Source organism: Nocardia iowensis (assembly GCF_019222765.1).
Taxonomy (GTDB): Bacteria; Actinomycetota; Actinomycetes; order Mycobacteriales; family Mycobacteriaceae; genus Nocardia; species Nocardia iowensis.
Genome location: NZ_CP078145.1, coordinates 1,210,313 through 1,226,697, shown reverse-complemented (window position 1 = coordinate 1,226,697; position 16,385 = coordinate 1,210,313). Strand labels below are relative to the sequence as shown.

The 16,385-nt window shown below is 61.6% G+C and carries 19 protein-coding genes and 1 tRNA gene; 12 read left to right on the top strand and 8 right to left on the bottom strand.

Features of this window, described 5'->3' with window-relative positions:
- Positions 1-229: 229 nt before the first annotated feature.
- From KV110_RS05430 to KV110_RS05395, 8 genes are all read right to left on the bottom strand, one after another.
- The gene (locus KV110_RS05430) at positions 230-460 is read right to left on the bottom strand and encodes a hypothetical protein (protein ID WP_218473987.1); all 231 of its coding nucleotides are present in this window, start codon (positions 458-460) and stop codon (positions 230-232) included.
- Between the two features lie 83 nt (positions 461-543).
- Positions 544-1,629, bottom strand: a complete 1,086-nt coding sequence (locus KV110_RS05425; protein WP_218473985.1) for a DUF932 domain-containing protein — start codon at positions 1,627-1,629, stop codon at positions 544-546.
- Between the two features lie 70 nt (positions 1,630-1,699).
- Positions 1,700-2,023 carry a hypothetical protein gene (locus KV110_RS05420; RefSeq protein ID WP_218473983.1) on the bottom strand — a complete coding sequence of 108 codons (324 nt, stop codon included), beginning with the start codon at positions 2,021-2,023 and terminating at the stop codon, positions 1,700-1,702.
- Positions 2,024-2,626: 603 nt separating this feature from the next.
- Entirely contained in the window at positions 2,627-2,905 is a 279-nt protein-coding gene (locus tag KV110_RS05415; protein ID WP_218473981.1) for a hypothetical protein, read from the bottom strand.
- A gap of 117 nt (positions 2,906-3,022) precedes the next feature.
- Complete coding sequence (locus KV110_RS05410) at positions 3,023-3,373, bottom strand: hypothetical protein (protein ID WP_218473979.1); 351 nt, start codon at positions 3,371-3,373, stop codon at positions 3,023-3,025.
- Between the two features lie 849 nt (positions 3,374-4,222).
- Complete coding sequence (locus KV110_RS05405) at positions 4,223-4,453, bottom strand: hypothetical protein (protein ID WP_218473977.1); 231 nt, start codon at positions 4,451-4,453, stop codon at positions 4,223-4,225.
- A gap of 211 nt (positions 4,454-4,664) precedes the next feature.
- Positions 4,665-5,105, bottom strand: a complete 441-nt coding sequence (locus KV110_RS05400; protein ID WP_218473975.1) for a hypothetical protein — start codon at positions 5,103-5,105, stop codon at positions 4,665-4,667.
- A gap of 58 nt (positions 5,106-5,163) precedes the next feature.
- Entirely contained in the window at positions 5,164-5,352 is a 189-nt protein-coding gene (locus KV110_RS05395) for a hypothetical protein (RefSeq protein ID WP_218473973.1), read from the bottom strand.
- 761 nt (positions 5,353-6,113) lie between these two features.
- Between KV110_RS05395 and KV110_RS05390 the strand changes: the two genes are divergently transcribed.
- The 12 genes from KV110_RS05390 (at position 6,114) to KV110_RS05335 (ending at position 16,332) form a co-directional block, all read left to right on the top strand.
- Positions 6,114-6,356 (top strand): HNH endonuclease, encoded by a 243-nt coding sequence (locus KV110_RS05390; RefSeq protein WP_218478185.1) that lies wholly within the window; start codon positions 6,114-6,116, stop codon positions 6,354-6,356.
- A gap of 34 nt (positions 6,357-6,390) precedes the next feature.
- Positions 6,391-6,813 carry a phage terminase small subunit gene (locus tag KV110_RS05385; protein ID WP_218473972.1) on the top strand — a complete coding sequence of 141 codons (423 nt, stop codon included), beginning with the start codon at positions 6,391-6,393 and terminating at the stop codon, positions 6,811-6,813.
- An 86-nt stretch (positions 6,814-6,899) separates the two neighbouring features.
- A tRNA-Asn gene (locus tag KV110_RS05380) sits at positions 6,900-6,972 on the top strand.
- Positions 6,973-7,246: 274 nt separating this feature from the next.
- Positions 7,247-7,960 (top strand): peptidoglycan recognition protein family protein, encoded by a 714-nt coding sequence (locus KV110_RS05375; RefSeq protein ID WP_246634357.1) that lies wholly within the window; start codon positions 7,247-7,249, stop codon positions 7,958-7,960.
- Complete coding sequence (locus KV110_RS05370; protein WP_218473970.1) at positions 7,957-8,367, top strand: phage upper tail fiber protein; 411 nt, start codon at positions 7,957-7,959, stop codon at positions 8,365-8,367. Before KV110_RS05375 ends, KV110_RS05370 begins: the two co-directional genes overlap by 4 nt.
- Positions 8,368-8,375: 8 nt before the next feature.
- A complete protein-coding gene (locus tag KV110_RS05365; RefSeq protein WP_218473968.1) occupies positions 8,376-8,810 on the top strand; it encodes a hypothetical protein in 435 nt (144 codons plus the stop codon).
- A 657-nt stretch (positions 8,811-9,467) separates the two neighbouring features.
- Positions 9,468-10,721 (top strand): SGNH/GDSL hydrolase family protein, encoded by a 1,254-nt coding sequence (locus tag KV110_RS05360; protein ID WP_246634685.1) that lies wholly within the window; start codon positions 9,468-9,470, stop codon positions 10,719-10,721.
- Between the two features lie 17 nt (positions 10,722-10,738).
- Positions 10,739-12,415 carry a hypothetical protein gene (locus KV110_RS05355; RefSeq protein ID WP_218473965.1) on the top strand — a complete coding sequence of 559 codons (1,677 nt, stop codon included), beginning with the start codon at positions 10,739-10,741 and terminating at the stop codon, positions 12,413-12,415.
- On the top strand, positions 12,412-13,830 hold the full coding sequence (locus tag KV110_RS05350; RefSeq protein ID WP_218478184.1) for a phage portal protein: 1,419 nt from the start codon (positions 12,412-12,414) through the stop codon (positions 13,828-13,830). Before KV110_RS05355 ends, KV110_RS05350 begins: the two co-directional genes overlap by 4 nt.
- Complete coding sequence (locus tag KV110_RS05345) at positions 13,827-14,759, top strand: VG15 protein (protein ID WP_218473964.1); 933 nt, start codon at positions 13,827-13,829, stop codon at positions 14,757-14,759. The genes KV110_RS05350 and KV110_RS05345 overlap by 4 nt, the downstream gene beginning before the upstream one ends.
- Before the next feature lie 55 nt (positions 14,760-14,814).
- Positions 14,815-15,318, top strand: coding sequence for a hypothetical protein (locus tag KV110_RS05340; RefSeq protein ID WP_218473962.1), 504 nt, complete (start codon positions 14,815-14,817; stop codon positions 15,316-15,318).
- A gap of 15 nt (positions 15,319-15,333) precedes the next feature.
- Positions 15,334-16,332, top strand: coding sequence for a phage major capsid protein (locus KV110_RS05335; RefSeq protein WP_218473961.1), 999 nt, complete (start codon positions 15,334-15,336; stop codon positions 16,330-16,332).
- Positions 16,333-16,385: the final 53 nt, after the last annotated feature.

Sequence of the window (16,385 nt, the reverse complement as noted above, 5' to 3'; positions counted from 1 at the left end):
CTGGTTGACGTGCGGATACGAAGATCCGTATGGCGCCGACTGTGGGTTCTCCGGCAGGTAGGGAGCGCTCCTCTGGACCGAGGCCGGCGCGGGGCCGGTGCCCAGGTATGGACCTGGTCCGGCCGGAAACGGCTTGGTCTGCGGATACTGGGGCGAATCACCCGGTGAGGGCGGGTAAGCGGTCACAGGAACCGACACTACGGTCGAATTCCTGTGCCCGCCATCAGTTCTAGCGCAACCACTCGTCAGGCGGATGCCCACCATGAGAGAGATAGCCGTCTAGAGCGTCCATCGCTTCGATCGCCCGTTGGTACAGAGCAGTCATTTGGTCGTCGTATCGTTGGTACTCGGTCGCAGAGTGCTCTTTGTCGTCATCTGAGTTGAACTCTTCCGCGAGGTGTTCGGATTCTGCGACGGCCGCACGGAACTCGGCTAGCAGTTGGTTCGGATTTGCCCGCATCGTGTTCCCCTTCTCGGTAACTCGGATACAAAGCGGCTCCCGGTCGCTAAGGACGACCGGGAGCCACAAGCGCGCTGAAGCCTTTAAGCGCACACCAACACTCGGTTCAGCATGTCGAGCGCTTCCGCGTCCGCTTCCCCGGTCTTGCCGGTTATCGCGTTGGTCATGTTGCGTTCGGCCCGCGAGGTTTCCCCGCGCACGGTAGAACCATGGTGGTTGTAGGTGTTGACCGACTGGAGAACCCCGAACGCCGTGCCGCGCCAGGGCGCGGCCCTCATGTCGGTGTTGTACATGGTGGTCAATGCGTCGCGCTTGTTCTCCGCAAGTGTTCGCCCGCGCCCCTTCTCCTCCGGCACGGGTGCCCAAACCTTCAGAAACTCAGAGAACTGGCGATCAGTGACCGTCGTAGCGCACAGCTCGGCCACATCGGCGGCGAACCGGTCGGCAGACTCCACGACGATTCCCAACGCTTGCCGAGCGTCACTGATCTTGCTGAGTGAGTTCTTAGTTCGTTTGAACTTGAACCGCATTCCGGTACCGCGTGCTTCGTTCAACGCCCAGCAGTGCGTGTTGTCGCAAACCACGATCGTTTGCACAGCGGAAAACTGCGTTGCGACCGTGCCATCGTGCGACGAGCTAGCAAGCACAGACGACCGGAAGCTGACGCCCTCCGGGGTCGTCACGTTGTCTGGCCGCTCAAGCTGTACCCAAGCCTGAGCGCCACCTTTCAACAGTCCGGCCGAGCCGATCCCGAGCGAATCGGTGGTGACAGCGAGGCCGTCCGGGGTGATCAGGCTCGCGAGATTATCGAGCAACCATTCTTTGAACTGGTGAATCCGGTAGCTCTCCTTGAAGACACCCAGCAACGCGCCGGTGTCGGACCGATAGATCACCTTGCGGGAATCGTCGGTGATCGTGCGAATCATCGTGCCGTTATCGCTGATGTTCGTGAAGGTCTCGATTGTGCCGGGCACGTCGTAGCGGAGCGGCGCTGCTTGCGCCTCCCAGTCAAATAGACGCGCTACAACATCGGCCACCGGTACGAATCCTGTGTAATGGTTTGACTGGACGCCCTGGTCGGACTTGCGGTAGTGCCATGCCTTGCCGCGCTTGTCCGTATGGCCGATCAGCGTGAAGTTGTTCAACCATTCTATTGTTTCTTTGGTCATGAGTTGTACCTTTCTGTTTTGAACGAGCGAACCACCCCCGAACGGCATTGTTCGGGGGTCGCTCTCCTGCTCAAACCCAGAGCGATTCAAGTTCTTTCAGATGGCGCGCGACCGAGACAGCGTCAGCACTGGGCACCCGAACCGAAACCAAGACCTCTCCAGTCTCGAAGACGTTGAATACGCCTTTCCGGTGTTTGCCGAATCTGGCTGTTGTGCTGGATACGTCGGAAATTTCGGCTTCCAAAATCTCTTGCAGTTCCGAAACGACTGCCGCTCGCCTAGCTTGCAGTTGGTTGTGGGTCTCCAGTGCCGCGCTCAGCGCTTCGCGATAGCGAGGAATCAACCGACTTTCGACCTCGCGCGCTATCGCGTCGTATCCTCGATCGGCGCGCACGGTGATCCTGTAGTCCCCGACCGTAGCCCCCTGGGGGATGTATCTATATTCGGCCCCAAAACTTCCGCCTATGCGTATCCGAGCGCGCTTTCGCTCCGACGCAAATTTATCTATCGTAAGCCAGAGCAGCATATTGTCCGGTCCCGAGAGGCGCACGGGTTCTCTTTCAGTTGGGTCGTAGTTGTCCACTACCCATTCACCCGTAAGGTGTTCTGCTACCTTTCTGGCCACTCGTTCATGATTGTCTTGACATGTGCAGTCGCACACGATTATCTCCTTTTGTTTGAACTTCAAGAAAGGCCACGGGATTCCCGTGGCCCAATTTGAGGCTCAACCCCCGACAGCTCGCACCTTGGTCTTTCCAGTCGGGTCATTCCTTTCGTGCGATCCGTGCGCGTCGCAATATGCTGTCGATACGAACCGGCGACACCCGTTGTGCTCCCAATCAGCCCACCACGTGGCAGGCTGCAAGCACCCCGACCCCGAACACCCGACAACACCGCCGGGCAGCGTTCGGAAATGCTTGCGGGTTGACGCGGTGACGCCCCTACCCACGGTCCTCGCCTTTACCGGATGCCGAGTTCCAAGTGATACGCACGGTCTTCACATCGAACCCCATTCGCTTTGCTCTTCGGCGCATTCCGCTTGGAAATGGAAGAGTCCACGTTCGATGATTCCGTGGACATTGTGGCCGCGTCGCCGGGCCAGGTGCGCGAGATTACCCACGAAATCACTCGCAACCTCCTCGAAAACCTCGCCCTCTGACAAGCTGTTCTGGGAAAGTTGACCCGTCCCAATCCCGAACCTTTCGAGAGCCGCCGACACCGACTGAGTGTAGGTTTCGATCCCGATTTCGGCCCACCTTGCCCGTCTCTCGTTCATTACTTCCTCCCTGTACAATTTGTCTCATACCTTTCTTCGATTGGACATCAACAATGCCCCGGCCAGTGAGCGGCCGGGACAAGGTTCAGGCTCAATCCTTTGATTCGACTCAAACCTTCACCGACGGGCTATCTCAGCCCGCCAGATTTCAGAGGTCAGCCGATTGGCGAGCTTCCCTGCTGTCTCGGAGAATTCGGGATCTTTCCCGTGCTTCTCTTTGTACAAGAGGGCTTCTCGAATGGCTCTCGCCATGTGGGTGGACATCCGGGTCATGCTGCTGGCCTTGATGAACGCAGCTGTTTCCTTGACGTCGCTCCAGTTCAGAAAGACATCGGAGCCTTCGGGGTACGGCGAGTACCGTTCCGGATTCACGCCCCGCTCTGCGAGGATGTGAAAGTACAGGTTGACCGAATTTCCGATCACCTGCGATTCGTGTTCCGATTCGCATGTCAGTGTGACGAACTGCATGGGCATTCCCTTCTCTAGTCCGTCCCCGCGCTGGTTTGAACCGGCCATTCCGGGCGTGAGCCCGGCATTGAAGTCCTAGCCCCATCCGTGCCGCGTAAGCGGCAAGGAATTTGGGTTTGACTTACGGGGTGGCACGCTGTTCTAGTCGTGCCGTATTTACGCCCGTCCGTTGATACCCGGGGACAAGTCCACCCAGGTATCCGTTTCGGGCATAGGCCCCACACTATGAAGTTCTCAAAGGACGTTTGATTGCCGCGTACGTAGCGCGGATGAACCGCGTAGCGCGCCGTGCAATCGAGAGAGTTTGAATGTCTGGCCGCTGGCCTGACATGAATGACGTTACGTGCACCCCGGGTGCATGTCAACACCTGGCTGCATTCTTCTTGGAATTGCCCTGACGGCCGTTTTAAGCGTCGAAAATGGTCGAAGGGAGGTGGTTGCCGCTGCGAGCGGTTTCGATCGCTCAGCGTTGCGTCTGGGCCGTGTTATCGGCGTTTGCCGTGTGAGAACCGAAGGGGCACAACTTGTTTCGATGACTCTCCGTTTGGCCGGTTGCCCGCCGGTTAGCCACACCAGCTCGCCGACTGGTCCGCGGGAACGCAAAACACCCGGTCAGAGGACTGACCGGGTGGTTGCTAGGAATTATTCAGTTGTGAGGGGTGTATTGGGTGTGGCGGGCATTCGCTCGCAGGCGTGCACGATCCCACGCACGCCGCACCGTGCCGTTATCTGCGTGCTGCACAGCCGATTCGATCTCGCGGCGCACCGCAGCGCTGGGGAATCTGCCGCGTCGCTGAGCCGAAATGAACTGCTCTAGCAGCTCGGCTAGCCTCCGTTCGGCCGGAGGCACTACGCGCGGTCCGCCGTAATGAGCACTAGCAACGCTTCGCACGTCGACTCGTCCGCGACCGCGACGGCAGCGACGTATGCGGACCGGTGCGCGTCCAGCACTTTGACGGGGTCGCCGTGCTGGCGGGCGCGGCTGTAGGCGCGATACAGCCCGTACAGGGCATACGTCGGCCCCTTGTCGAGCGTGACAGTTGGGTGTTCGGCGTGCAGAGGCAGGATGATTGCAGTCATTCGGGTCCGTCCTATTCTGATAGGTGGTCCCGGCGCGCTAAGGACGCGCCGGGGCCGTTTAGAGAGGCTGGTTAGCCGCTGATCAGGCACTCATCCGACACACAACCCGCGTCGGTCGACGGGTCGCATACACATTCGCCCGCCTCACACGCGAAGCACATGTACAGCTGCCCCGGGCAGTGCGGATAGTCGACGTGCCGCAGAGCCGTAATCACTGGCACTCGATTTCGACCATGCCGAGCGCTGCCCGCGCGCCGGGGTTTCCGATCTCGCCCAGACAGTGAAATCCCCAGTAGCCCGGGGCAACCCGCATAGGCTCCCCGTACGGGCCGACGACGTAGGCGTCTACGCCGCAGATCTGATTGCCGTCCACCCGGCAGTCGAACACCGCCGCGTCCTCCGGCACCGTAGGCACCGTTTCGGACGCGGGAAGTTCGGCGAACAGGTCGGGCACCGTATCGCCATTCGGCAAGTACAGCGTTGATTTGGTCAGCCACCCGAGCGGGAAGGGTGGCGCGGTGGCCGCCGGGTAAGTGTCGGAATCGTCGTCGCTGACCTGCCGACCGGCCCAGACGATAGCGACCATGGACAGAACGGCGAACAGGACGGTTGCGCCGATTACGACGCGGATGATGCGAGATGCGTTGTGCATCTTGGGATCTCCCTAGGTAGGGGTACACCGGAATGCGGCGCACCCTGTAGCAGTCGGGTTAGAGCTTGTGGCTCTCGCCGGTCAGGAGACCGAGTACGTACCCGGTCTCGTACGCGGCGTAGTCGCGCTGCTCCTGGAAGGTCGGGCGCATGGTTCGGTACTTGCCTACTGCGTGCCACTCGCCGAGCAGGTGGAACTGCTCGGATCGGGTCAGCGTGGCTAGCGGGCTGGTCTGTGTCTCATTCACAGCACCGAACTTACGTGCACCCTCGGTGCATGTCAACACGAATCCGGCTGTGACGCATGTCATATCGGCAACCCTGGACCTCCCGATGATCGAACCGCTACGGTCGCGCGTCGCGTCGTCCGCGCGTTCCCCCCAGGGGGTACCTCCCCCCGGCCCCGGATGGCACCGGCTCGTCACTGCGGCTGCCCGTTCCTGTACGGGTTTCGAAGTTCGCTACCGGCTAGCTACGTCGAATAACCCCAGCTCGGAAAGAAACTTTTCGTGAGCTGCGCCACTAGACGCCGTACGAATGCCGGTTTTCGGAAAATTGGTCACCTACTTACTAGTGAGGGGTAGGAGAGAGGGACGTAGTCCCGAACGACGACCCCGAACGTCGTCCGATCGACCGACCCGAGCCGGTATGAAGCCGGTTCGGCCGGACCGGTCGACCGCCCCTCCAAGGGCGGTCCCGAACCGATCGAAACGGCCTTCCAGGGCCGTTCCCCGACCGAGCCGATCGGCTCGGAAGCTTTCGGCTTCCTCACGCCGCCAAGGGAATGCCGAGCCGAAGGCTCGGCCCGGCCGGTCAGCGGCCGGAGGTAGGCCGCTGCCGGTAGAGAGGGTTATTCAGTGTTTGGTTTGTCTGTACAACAGTGGCTCGACATCGCGAAGGTGGTTATCTCCATCGCCGTACTGGTCTTGCCGCTGCTGGTGTGAGTTGGTCTACGTCCGACCGGCGTAACGAACTGCCGGCCGACTGGCCCGCACGGCGGGCCGCGGTCATGCGGCGCGACGGCCAGCTGTGTCAGCTGGGATTGCGCGGGTGTTTGCACAAGGCTTCCGAGGTCGATCACATACGCCCGGGAGGCGATCACTCCCTGAGCAATCTTCGCGCCGTGTGCACACCGTGTCATGGCCGGAAATCCGCCGCCGAGGGCGCAGCGGCGAGCGTTGCGCGTCGGCGCGAGTTGAGAACCCGGAGGTTTCGCCCTGCCGAACGTCACCCTGGGTCGCTATGTCATTGACGGGACAGGAGCCCGTCAGACCCAGGAGGTCAATGTGGGCGCTCGTGGCCCTGTCCCTAAAAGGTCCGATCAGAGAGTCCGGCGCAATAGGCCGGACGGACCGGTCGACACCGTAGCCGCGGTGGGTGTGGTGTCGATTCCGGATCTGGATCTTGCTGGCCCTCACGGGCTCGTGATGGATCTGTACGAGTCGCTTCGGCACTCGGCGCAGGCCGAGTACTACGAAGCCTCGGACTGGGAGATGGCCCGTCTCACCATGCATTTCCTCGACGGCCTACTCAAGTCGCCGAGAGTGAACGGCCAGGTCCTCTCGGTGGTCCAGTCGATGCTCAATGACTTGCTGGTGACCGAGGGCGCCAGGCGCAGAGTGCGCCTGGAGGTCGAGCGCAACGGCAACGAGGCCGAAGTGGTCGATATCGCAGAGATGTTCCGTCAGCGGATGCGGGCGGGAAGTTAGGGCGGTTGACTGTCTGGTCACTGCCCAGAGCGCGGTTCCGCGCTCCGGCTCCGGAGGTAGGTGTCCCTCCGGAGCTGTTCTGTCTTTGATGTCTAGCTCAACCGGCAGAGCAGCGGGACGTTACTCCGCACGATCCTGGTTCGAATCCAGGGATATCAGCAATGGGAAAACGGCCGTGCCGCAAGGAAGCCCAGTACCCGACCCCGCGATAGCCACGCGGCATACAAGGTGAGGCGCTGGGGACGTTAGGTGCCCCCAGCAACAGACGTACCCGCTCCGAGGGGGACAAATTTCGGGGTGTCGTCGGCCCGGACAGATACGGGCATTAACCATCTTTCGGCCTTCGGCCACTTAACGATCTATTTCGATTGGATTCTGCATGTCTTGGACCGGTGATCCGGTGTGGCTCGCTGATGTCCTCCGCGCGGAGGGCTTGCGGGTCATCGAGCACGAAGGCTGGCGGGGTCGAGGACACGACGACTTCCGCGATATTCGCGGCGTCATCTGTCATCACACCGCCGGAGGCGGCAGTCAGGACTGGCGCATTGTCCAGTTTGGCCGCCCGGACCTGAAAGGCCCACTGGCACAGCTGGTTTTGGAGCGCGACGGCACATTCCGAGTGATCGCGGTGGGCGTCTGCTGGCACGCGGGGCGGGGCAGCTGGGACGGCTGGCCGACCGACAACGCGAACTATCACACGATCGGCATCGAGGCCGTATCACGCGGTGATGGTAGCGACTGGACCCCCGAACAGCTGGACGCCTACAAGCGCGGCTGCGCGGCGATCCTTCGCCGAATCGGCAGGGACGCAAGCGATTGCGCCGCTCATCGCGAGTACAGCTCCGAAGGCAAGATCGACCCGGCCGGCATCGACATGGGCGCATTCCGCCGTGATGTCCAGGCATTCATTGACAGGGAGGACGCGCCGTTGAGCGCAGCAGAGGTCAAACACATCGAAGACTTCATCGTCGGCTACGTCGGCCCGATCGGCAGTGATGTCAAGGACATCCGCGAACAGCTGGCCGGTGAAGGTGCCCGCGACGCAGGCGAGTACCCCGGCTGGAAGCAGCTCGGAGACAAGACCATGGTCGATGCACTCGCTGAGGTACTGCGACGACTCGACGCGCTGGAGAAGCACGCCGCGTGACGATCATCGCTGACCGCATTATCGACATCGGGCACGCCCGAGCGGTCCGGCAGATCGCGTTCACGGCCCGCGATATCCGAAGGGATCACACCGGGTCGGGCATCGTCGTTCGATACAACCACCTGGTCGAGATTCTGCCTGATGGAAGTTTCACGTCGCCGGATCTCGACCCCGGCCCTGCCCTGGTGACTATCGGCAACCAGAGCTATCCGATCCTCGTGCCGGATACCGGCGGCACCGTGCCGTTGTGGGACCTCATTGATGCTCACCTGCCACTGCCGCCTGCCACGGGTCTTAACGACTACGTCCGCAATGCAGGTGGTGTCGATCGCATCGTGTGGATGACCGAAACCGAATTCACGGCCCTGCCAGCACGCGACCCGAACACCACCTACCTCACTTACTAGGAGTCTCGTTGGCTGGCGAAGTCACCAAGATCTACGGACGGCTGACGCGGTCCTTGTTTGCAGGCGAAGTCAATCTGAACAGCCACCCGGTCAAGATCGCTCTGTGCAGCTCGGCCTACGTGCCCGATCAGGACGTACACCAGTACTTCGCGCATGTTGCCAGCGAGGCAACCGGCCCGGGTTACACAGCTGGCGGACAGACGGTTACGAATCTGACGTGGACCTATGACCCGGCGTCGAACACGATCACCGTCGACTTCGATGACCCGTCGTGGCCGAACTCGACCATCACGGCCAAATGGGCTGTGATCTATGTCGACAACGGCACACCGAACAAGCCACTGATGGCATACGGCGATCTGGGCGGCAACATCTCGTCCACGAACTCGACGTTCACGACGAAAGTGAATGCCGCTGGGCTGCTTACCTTCACGGTCGCCTAACCGATGCCGATCCGTCGTCGCGGTGTAGAGCCGTACCGGATCGTGCGCGGTCGCGACAACCAACACGCGACCCGCGTGTGGCTCGGAGACCGGCTGCTGTGGAACGGAACCCGTTCTGTGCTGGTGGAACTCGGACTCGCTCAGGCGGTCGGCTCAGCACTCCCGATCATCGCGACAGCCGGGCCGAGCGTGCAGCTAAAGGTAGCGACAGGCTCAGCCAACGCTCACCCATTGGCGCCCAGCGTCGCACCGGTCGTACACCTCAACACAGCCACCGCGGCGGGCGCGAGCAGCCCGCTCGAATCGGCGGCAGGTGCTTCCGTACCGCTCACCGCAGGTACAGCTAGCGCCGGGGCATTCCCATTCGTCGCACATATCTCAGCCGACGTGGTGGTGAACCTCGAACTCTCCCGGGGTATCGCGACGACTTCGCCCCTAGTGCCTGTGGCCGGTGCCGCCGTGGAAGTCACCACGGCTGTTGGTGCGGCGCGGGCATACGCGCTCGAAGGTGCAGTGTCCGTCGTCAGCGACATAGCGGTCGCGCCCGGCACCGCACAGGCGTTCCCCATCACTGCTGTGGTCGGTCCGACTGTCCCGTACCCATCCGAATCGTTGTATCCGTCCGAAACCCTCTATCCCGGAGCGTAATTGCCCTACGTGAAGCAGGCGTGGGAGAACGATCCCCCGTCGAAGACTACGCCGCTTTCCGCGGCTCGCATGAATCACATCGAGGACGGCATCGCGGGCGCATACGCGGCTGAGAAGACTCGAATCATTCCCTACTGCAACGGCGGAATGGACCAGACCGTCGCGACTACGCCGATCACGGTCAACACCCAGGCCGGGTTTCGTACCTCAGTGCGATTGCCGGTCACCTCCACTCGATGGCGAGTACGAGCACGCAACTACGGGATGACCGGCGCTGCGAGAGCAGCATTGACCGGCAAAGGCATCCGGCTCGGCGAAGCCGCGCGAACCACCTCCGGCAACGGAACGACATCCCGCACGGGCGGTTTCGTCGGCAACACTGCATTCAACATCGTGTCTGCCGACTTCCCGATCCCCGGTGACGGCAGTTTCTACACCTCCAATTGGGTTACAGATCCCCTCCAGCAGCTTCAGGCCGATCGCGAATACCTACTCGCTATCGCCTACACGGTGGCCTCGGCTACGAACGTCGGCTTGACCATCGGCGAGTGCTTCTACTGGTCGTCCGCCGCCTCAGCGTTGGACCCCTCGACCAGTGCCGGTTCCACTATCCCGGCGGGTATCCCCTTGGACCTGATCATCGAGTACGAGACCGTCACCACCCGATCGGCATGGCTCTATATCGGCGACAGCATCGCAGAAGGCGTCATGGGTTCGCGCGGCACTGGCAGCTCTACTGTTGTGCCGCAGCCGATTTGGCGGAACTACCCGAATCAGTGGGCGGCTCGCAACGGTGCCTTGGTCGTGAACATGTCCATGGCGGGGATGATGACCTCCCAGTACCTTCCGGCGAACTTTCCGCAGTTCTTTTCGCGGATGGATCTTGCCGCCGCGCAGCTCGACGGCGCGATCATCGCCACTGGTAGCAACGACTTCACAACCGGCGGCCGGTCGCTGGCTCAATACCAGACAGACATTGCGGCACTGATGGCGCAGGTGAGAGCAACGATCGGCGAGAAGCCAATTTACCTCGGTGCCACGATTCCACGATCAACCACGGGTAACGCGAATCGCATCGCTGCCAACGATTGGCTTGCGAGCTTGCCTTACGGAGCAGCGGGTTTCGTGGACTTCGACGCAGCGATGCGTACTCAAGTCGATGCGACGGCGCTACCAGCCGATCTTACGTGCGACACCATTCATCCTTCGTTCAAAGGGGTTGAGCTGATGGCCGCGACCCTTGGTCGTTCTCTGCCAACCTAATTCAAGAAAGGAGGCGGGTGGAGTACCCCACGGAACTCCTTCCCGCCCCACCCCACATCTACGGCCCGACGTGGCGTAAGTATCCGACCGGGCAATGGTTCCTCCCCGAGAAAACCTTGGGTTGGCAGGTCCTCGCGTGGTTGTTTGAGTACGTTCTGACTCCTGGCGGCCCGAACGCCGGTACACCATTCATGCCGACCGATGAGCAGATCCGTTTCATCGTGTGGTGGTACGCGGTCGACGCGGACGGCCGATTCATATATCGGTCGGGCGTTCTCCGAAGACTCAAGGGGTGGGGCAAAGACCCCGTAAGCGCCGCATTGGCGTTGGTCGAACTGTGCGGACCGGTCGCCTTTTCGCATTGGGACGCCAACGACGAGCCGGTCGGTAAGAAGCGGCACGCAGCATGGATCCAGTGCGCGGCAGTTAGTTTGGATCAGACCCGCAACACGTTCAGCTTGTTTCCGGCGATGGCGTCGAAGCGGCTCAAGGAAGAATTCAAACTCGATATCAACAAGACCGTCATCTATTCAGCAGACGGCGGAATCATCGAAGGCGTCACATCCTCGCCGCTGAGCCTCGAAGGCAAGCGCCCGACATTCGTGATCCTCAACGAAGTTCAATGGTGGGTCGAAGCGAACAACGGCCACCGTATGGCCGAGGTCATCGCGGGAAACGTCGACAAGGCAAGCTATGGCAGTTGCCGGGCGCTGAGTATCTGCAACGCGCACGTTCCCGGCGAAGATTCGGTAGGCGAACGTGATCACGACGCCTACATGGATGTGTTGTCGGGTCGGGCAATTGACACCGGACTGCTCTACGACGCGGTTGAAGCGCCGGCCGAGACTCCCCTGTCCGAGATCCCGTCCCCGGTAGAAGATCCCGAAGGCTACGCGGCAGGCGTCGCCCAGCTGCGAGCCGGGCTGGAGGTAGCCCGCGGTGACGCGGTCTGGCTCGATTTGGATGTCATTATCGCGTCGATGCTGGACCGGCGACGCCCGGTCAGCGAGAGCCGCCGCAAGTTCCTGAATCAGGTCAACGCGTCGGAAGACTCGTGGATCGCTCCGCATGAGTGGGACCGGCTTCACGGTGTCGTGCAACTCCAGGCGAATGACCGCATCACGTTGGGCTTCGACGGCTCCAAGAGCAACGACCACACGGCCTTGGTCGCGTGCCGGATCGAGGACGGTGCGGTGTTTCTGCTCAACGTCTGGGATCCGACCGACCACCCCCACGGGGAAGTGCCCCGAGACGATGTCGACGCGGCCGTGCGAAGTGCGTTCGAACGATACGACGTAGTTGGAATGCGCGCTGACGTACGGGAATTCGAAGCGTATGTCGACATCTGGTCTCGCGACTATCGCCGCAAGATCAAGGTCAACGCGACACCCGGTCATCCGATCGCGTTCGACATGCGCGGACAACAGAAGCGTTTCGCGCTCGACTGCGAACGCTTCCTAGACGCGGTGCTGGAGAAGGAAGTCATCCACGACGGCAACCGCGTTCTGCGCCAACACATTTTGAACGCTCGTCGGCACCCGACGACGTACGACGCAATCAGCATCCGCAAGGCCAGCAAAGACAGCAGCCGCAAAATCGACGCCGCCGTCTGCGCCGTGCTCGCGTTCGGTGCACGACAGGACTTTTTGATGAGCAAGAAGAACCGAGGTCGGGGGGCGGTGATCCTGGCCTGACAACGACAGACGAACACGTCAACCACCTCACTAACGCGCTCTCGGCCGCCACACCGGATCTCAAGGAGTCCGCCGAGTACGCCGAAAGCAAGTACCGGCTCAAGACCCTCGGTATGGCGACACCGCCAGAGATGGCCCGGCTCCGCATGGACATCGGTTGGCCAGCCTTGTATCTACGGGCACTCGAACAACGCCTTGACCTGGAGGACTTCCGTCTTTCTGGCAAAGACGAGGGTCTGGACGACATCCGGCAGTGGTGGCAGGACAACGACCTCGATGAGGAATCGTGTCTCGGCCACATGGACGCTCTGACCTACGGGCGTTCCTACATCACCGTTGCCGCCCCAGGTGAACACGACGATCAGGACTCTCCAATCATTCGGTTGGAGTCCCCCTTGAGCATGTACGCGGAGATGGACCCGCGCACTCGCAAGGTGACCCGCGCATTACGGATCTACCAGGCAAGGGAAGCCACTGGAGAGCCAGAGCGGGCAACCCTGCTCCTCCCGAACGAGACACTGTTGCTGGTTCGCGCCCAGGGCGCTGCGTCGCAATGGGCGACAGAACAACGGATCCCGCACAACCTCGGCGAAGTGCCAGTTGTGCCGATCGTGCATGGCGCCAAGCTATCCAACCGCTACGGCATGTCGGTGTTGACACCGGAGATCCGCGCAGTGACTGACGCTGCCGCGAGGCTGATGATGAATCTTCAGGCCGCTGAGGAACTGATGGCGGTTCCGCTTCGGCTGGTGTTCGGTGTCGAGAAGTCGGAGATCGCTCCGAACGGCTCGAAGGCCGAGCTGGAAGAGATGTACTACGGCCGGTTGGCGGCATTCGCCAACGAGGCCGGCTCGGCGTTCCAGTTCAGCGCGGCTGATCTGAGGAACTTCACCGATGTCATGGGCGAACTCAGCCGACAGTTCGCCAGCTACACCGGTCTCCCCCCGCAGTACCTTGCGTACAACTCCGATAACCCCGCGAGCGCGGAAGCGATCCAGGCATCGGAGATCCGGTTGGTAAAGACGGTCGAACGGATCGCCCGCCAATTCGGCGGATCGTGGGAAGCCGCGATGCGCCTGGCCATGCGGGTGATGAAAAAGGATGTGCCCGAGGACTTCCGCCGCCTCGAAGCAGTCTGGCGCGACCCGAGCACTCCGACGCTGGCCTCCAAGGCAGACGCCTACACGAAGTTGGCGACGGCTAAGTCCGCGGACGGTCGTCCGATCGTGCCGGTGGAGATGGTTCGAATCGAACTCGGATACACCGACGAACAGCGCGCCCAGATGGATGAGTGGGATGAGAAGTCCTCAACGAGCCAGCTGACGAAAATGCTTGCGGCTCCGCCGATGCCCGCTGGTCAACCTGCACGTCCCGGCGCGGCCGGCACCGGAGCGCCGAAACAGGCTGCCGCGTGAACCTGGACGAGTACGCCGAGCAGCAACGCCAGATCGACGTCCAAACCGCGGCAACCGTCTATTTGATGACCAGGCAGTACCAGAGCACTGACATGTCAGTGCTGGATTGGGAGCTGTTGCTCCGGTTGCTGTATCCCACGATCGAACGGGCGCGGCGACAGTCGGCGGAGCTGGCGCGGCGGTTCTACGATTTCCAGCGCGCCGAGCATCTGCCGGGCGCGTCGCGTCACGACGTGCAGCTGCCCGGTTACAGCCTCGATTGGTTCCGCGAAGACTTGGAGCCCGAGCGACGGAAGATGTCCCAGGAGGACGCGCCCGGCTCGGCCGTCGACGCTGTGACGCTCCGAACCCTGAAGGTAGTCGAAGGCGCAGGACGCCGAACGATCATCGACGCGGTCGAAACCGACCCGGGCACAGACGAAATCGAACCTCAGTCCGAAAAGCCGGAAGCTCCACCACGCGAGACCGAACCCGAGGGCTCATCTGCTCCCGAGTCGGGCGTCACACCCCGGCCAACCGAGCGAAGCCGGAAACGGGTGCCCGGGTGGGCGCGTGTCACCACGAGCGCGGAGCCGTGCGGATTCTGCCAAATGATGGTCAGCCGAGGACCGACCTACGGATCCGCCTCGAACGCCGGGTTCCACGGAACCGATGAGCTAGCAATCCAACTGTTCGGCGAAGGTCGAGACAAAGAGATGCGTCTGATGATGCGGAAATGGCACACCGGTTGCCGGTGCAAGGTCGTTCCCGTTTTCGATCGCAAGAACTGGCCTGGCCGCGAGAAGTATCTTGCGGCGAAGAAGCTTTGGGGCGATACGACGGACGGTAAGTCCGGTCGAGATGCGGTGAACGCATTTCGACGCGCAGTAGAAGCCGGATATCAGCGGCTCAAAAAAGACGGCTCGGAACAACTTCCTGACGCTGCCTGATTCTTTCTGACTACCGCACTCCAGGCGAGTGCGTCTTGTGTGCCCAGGAGGCATTTTGTCAACCGAAAACCCTGCCCAGGACAACTCTGTCCAAGATCAGGGTGCAAGCCCTCAGAACACCAATCAGGCCGATATTCCGGACTGGGTGAAGAAGGAGCTTGCCGACGTTCGCGCCGAAGCTGCGCGGTACCGCATCGAAAAGAACGATGCGTTGAACACCGCGTTGACTGCCGCTCAGGCGGCTGTTGCCGAGCAGCTGAACACCGCGAATGCCGAAAAGCAGGCTGCGGCCGATCAGGCTGCTGCGGCATCTGCCGATCTTCTCAAGCTTCGTACCGCACTGGCGGCTGGCGTTCCTGGCGAACGCGCCGAGCAGTTCGCGAGCTTGCTTCAGGGTTCTAACGCTGAGGAATTGCAGGCCCACGCCGAGACCGTCAAGACGCTACTCGGCTCCCCCGTCTCCGCTTCTGCGACCGACCCGACCCAGGGAATGGGCGGCGCGTCAGTCGAATCCGCTGCCGATGTCTTCGGCGCGATTCTGCGGAACAACATTCGATAAGGATTTTCCGCCTCCATGGCACAGATCAACGAACTTGCTCCGAATACTGCTACCAATCACCAGGGCCGTCTGGCTTATGTCCCAGATAACCTGTTGCCGAAGACGATCACCGGTCCGATTTTTCAGAAGGCTCAGGAATCCTCGCTCGCTCTGCGGCTGGGTTCGCCTATTCCGGTGACTTTCGGTGAGACCGTTATCCCGGTCACCACCAAGCGACCGGAGGTCGGTCAAGTCGGCACCGGTACCAGCAACGCTCAGCGAGAGGGTGGCGTTAAGCCGATCTCGGGTACCGCCTGGTCGAGCAAGAGCTTCCAGCCGATCAAGATTGCCACGATCGTGACGTTCAGCGAGGAGTTCGCGAAGACGAATCCGCAGGGCTTCTACGATCAGATCCGCACTGATCTCGCGTTTGCGATCGGCCGCGGCATCGACCTGGCGGTGTTCCACGGCAAGCAGCCTCTTACCGGTACAGCGCTCCAGGGCATCGACACCACCAACGTCATCGCGAACACCACAAACGTGGTCAAGTTCCTGGTGTCGCCGGGCACGGTGTACGAAGACCTCCTCGCGGGCTATGACCTGGTCGCGAACAACCCAGACTTCGAGTTCAACGGCTGGGCCGTTGACCCACGATTCCGCTCGACGTTGGTCAAAGAGGCCGCGGCGCGAGACATGTCGGGTAAGACGCTCAACCCGGGCGCTATCGACTTGTCCGCGCAGGTCTCCGACGTGTTGGGCTTCCCGGCGTACTACGGCCGCGCGGTCTCCGGTCAGCTGGGTGCGGCGACTGATACCGGCCTCCGTGTGATCGGCGGCGACTTCTCCCAGCTGCGAATCGGTTTCGCCGATTCGATCCGCTACAAGTTCACCGACACCGCCTCCATCTCGGACGGCACGAACACCGTGAACCTGTGGCAGACCAACCAGGCCGCGTTGCTGGTCGAGGTGACCTTCGGGTGGGTGCTCGGCGACAAGCAGGCGTTCGTCAAGTTCGACAACGTCACCGCCACCTAATTCGAATTCGACAGTCCGGGAGCACATTTCAGTGCTCCGGCTGGGAGGACATT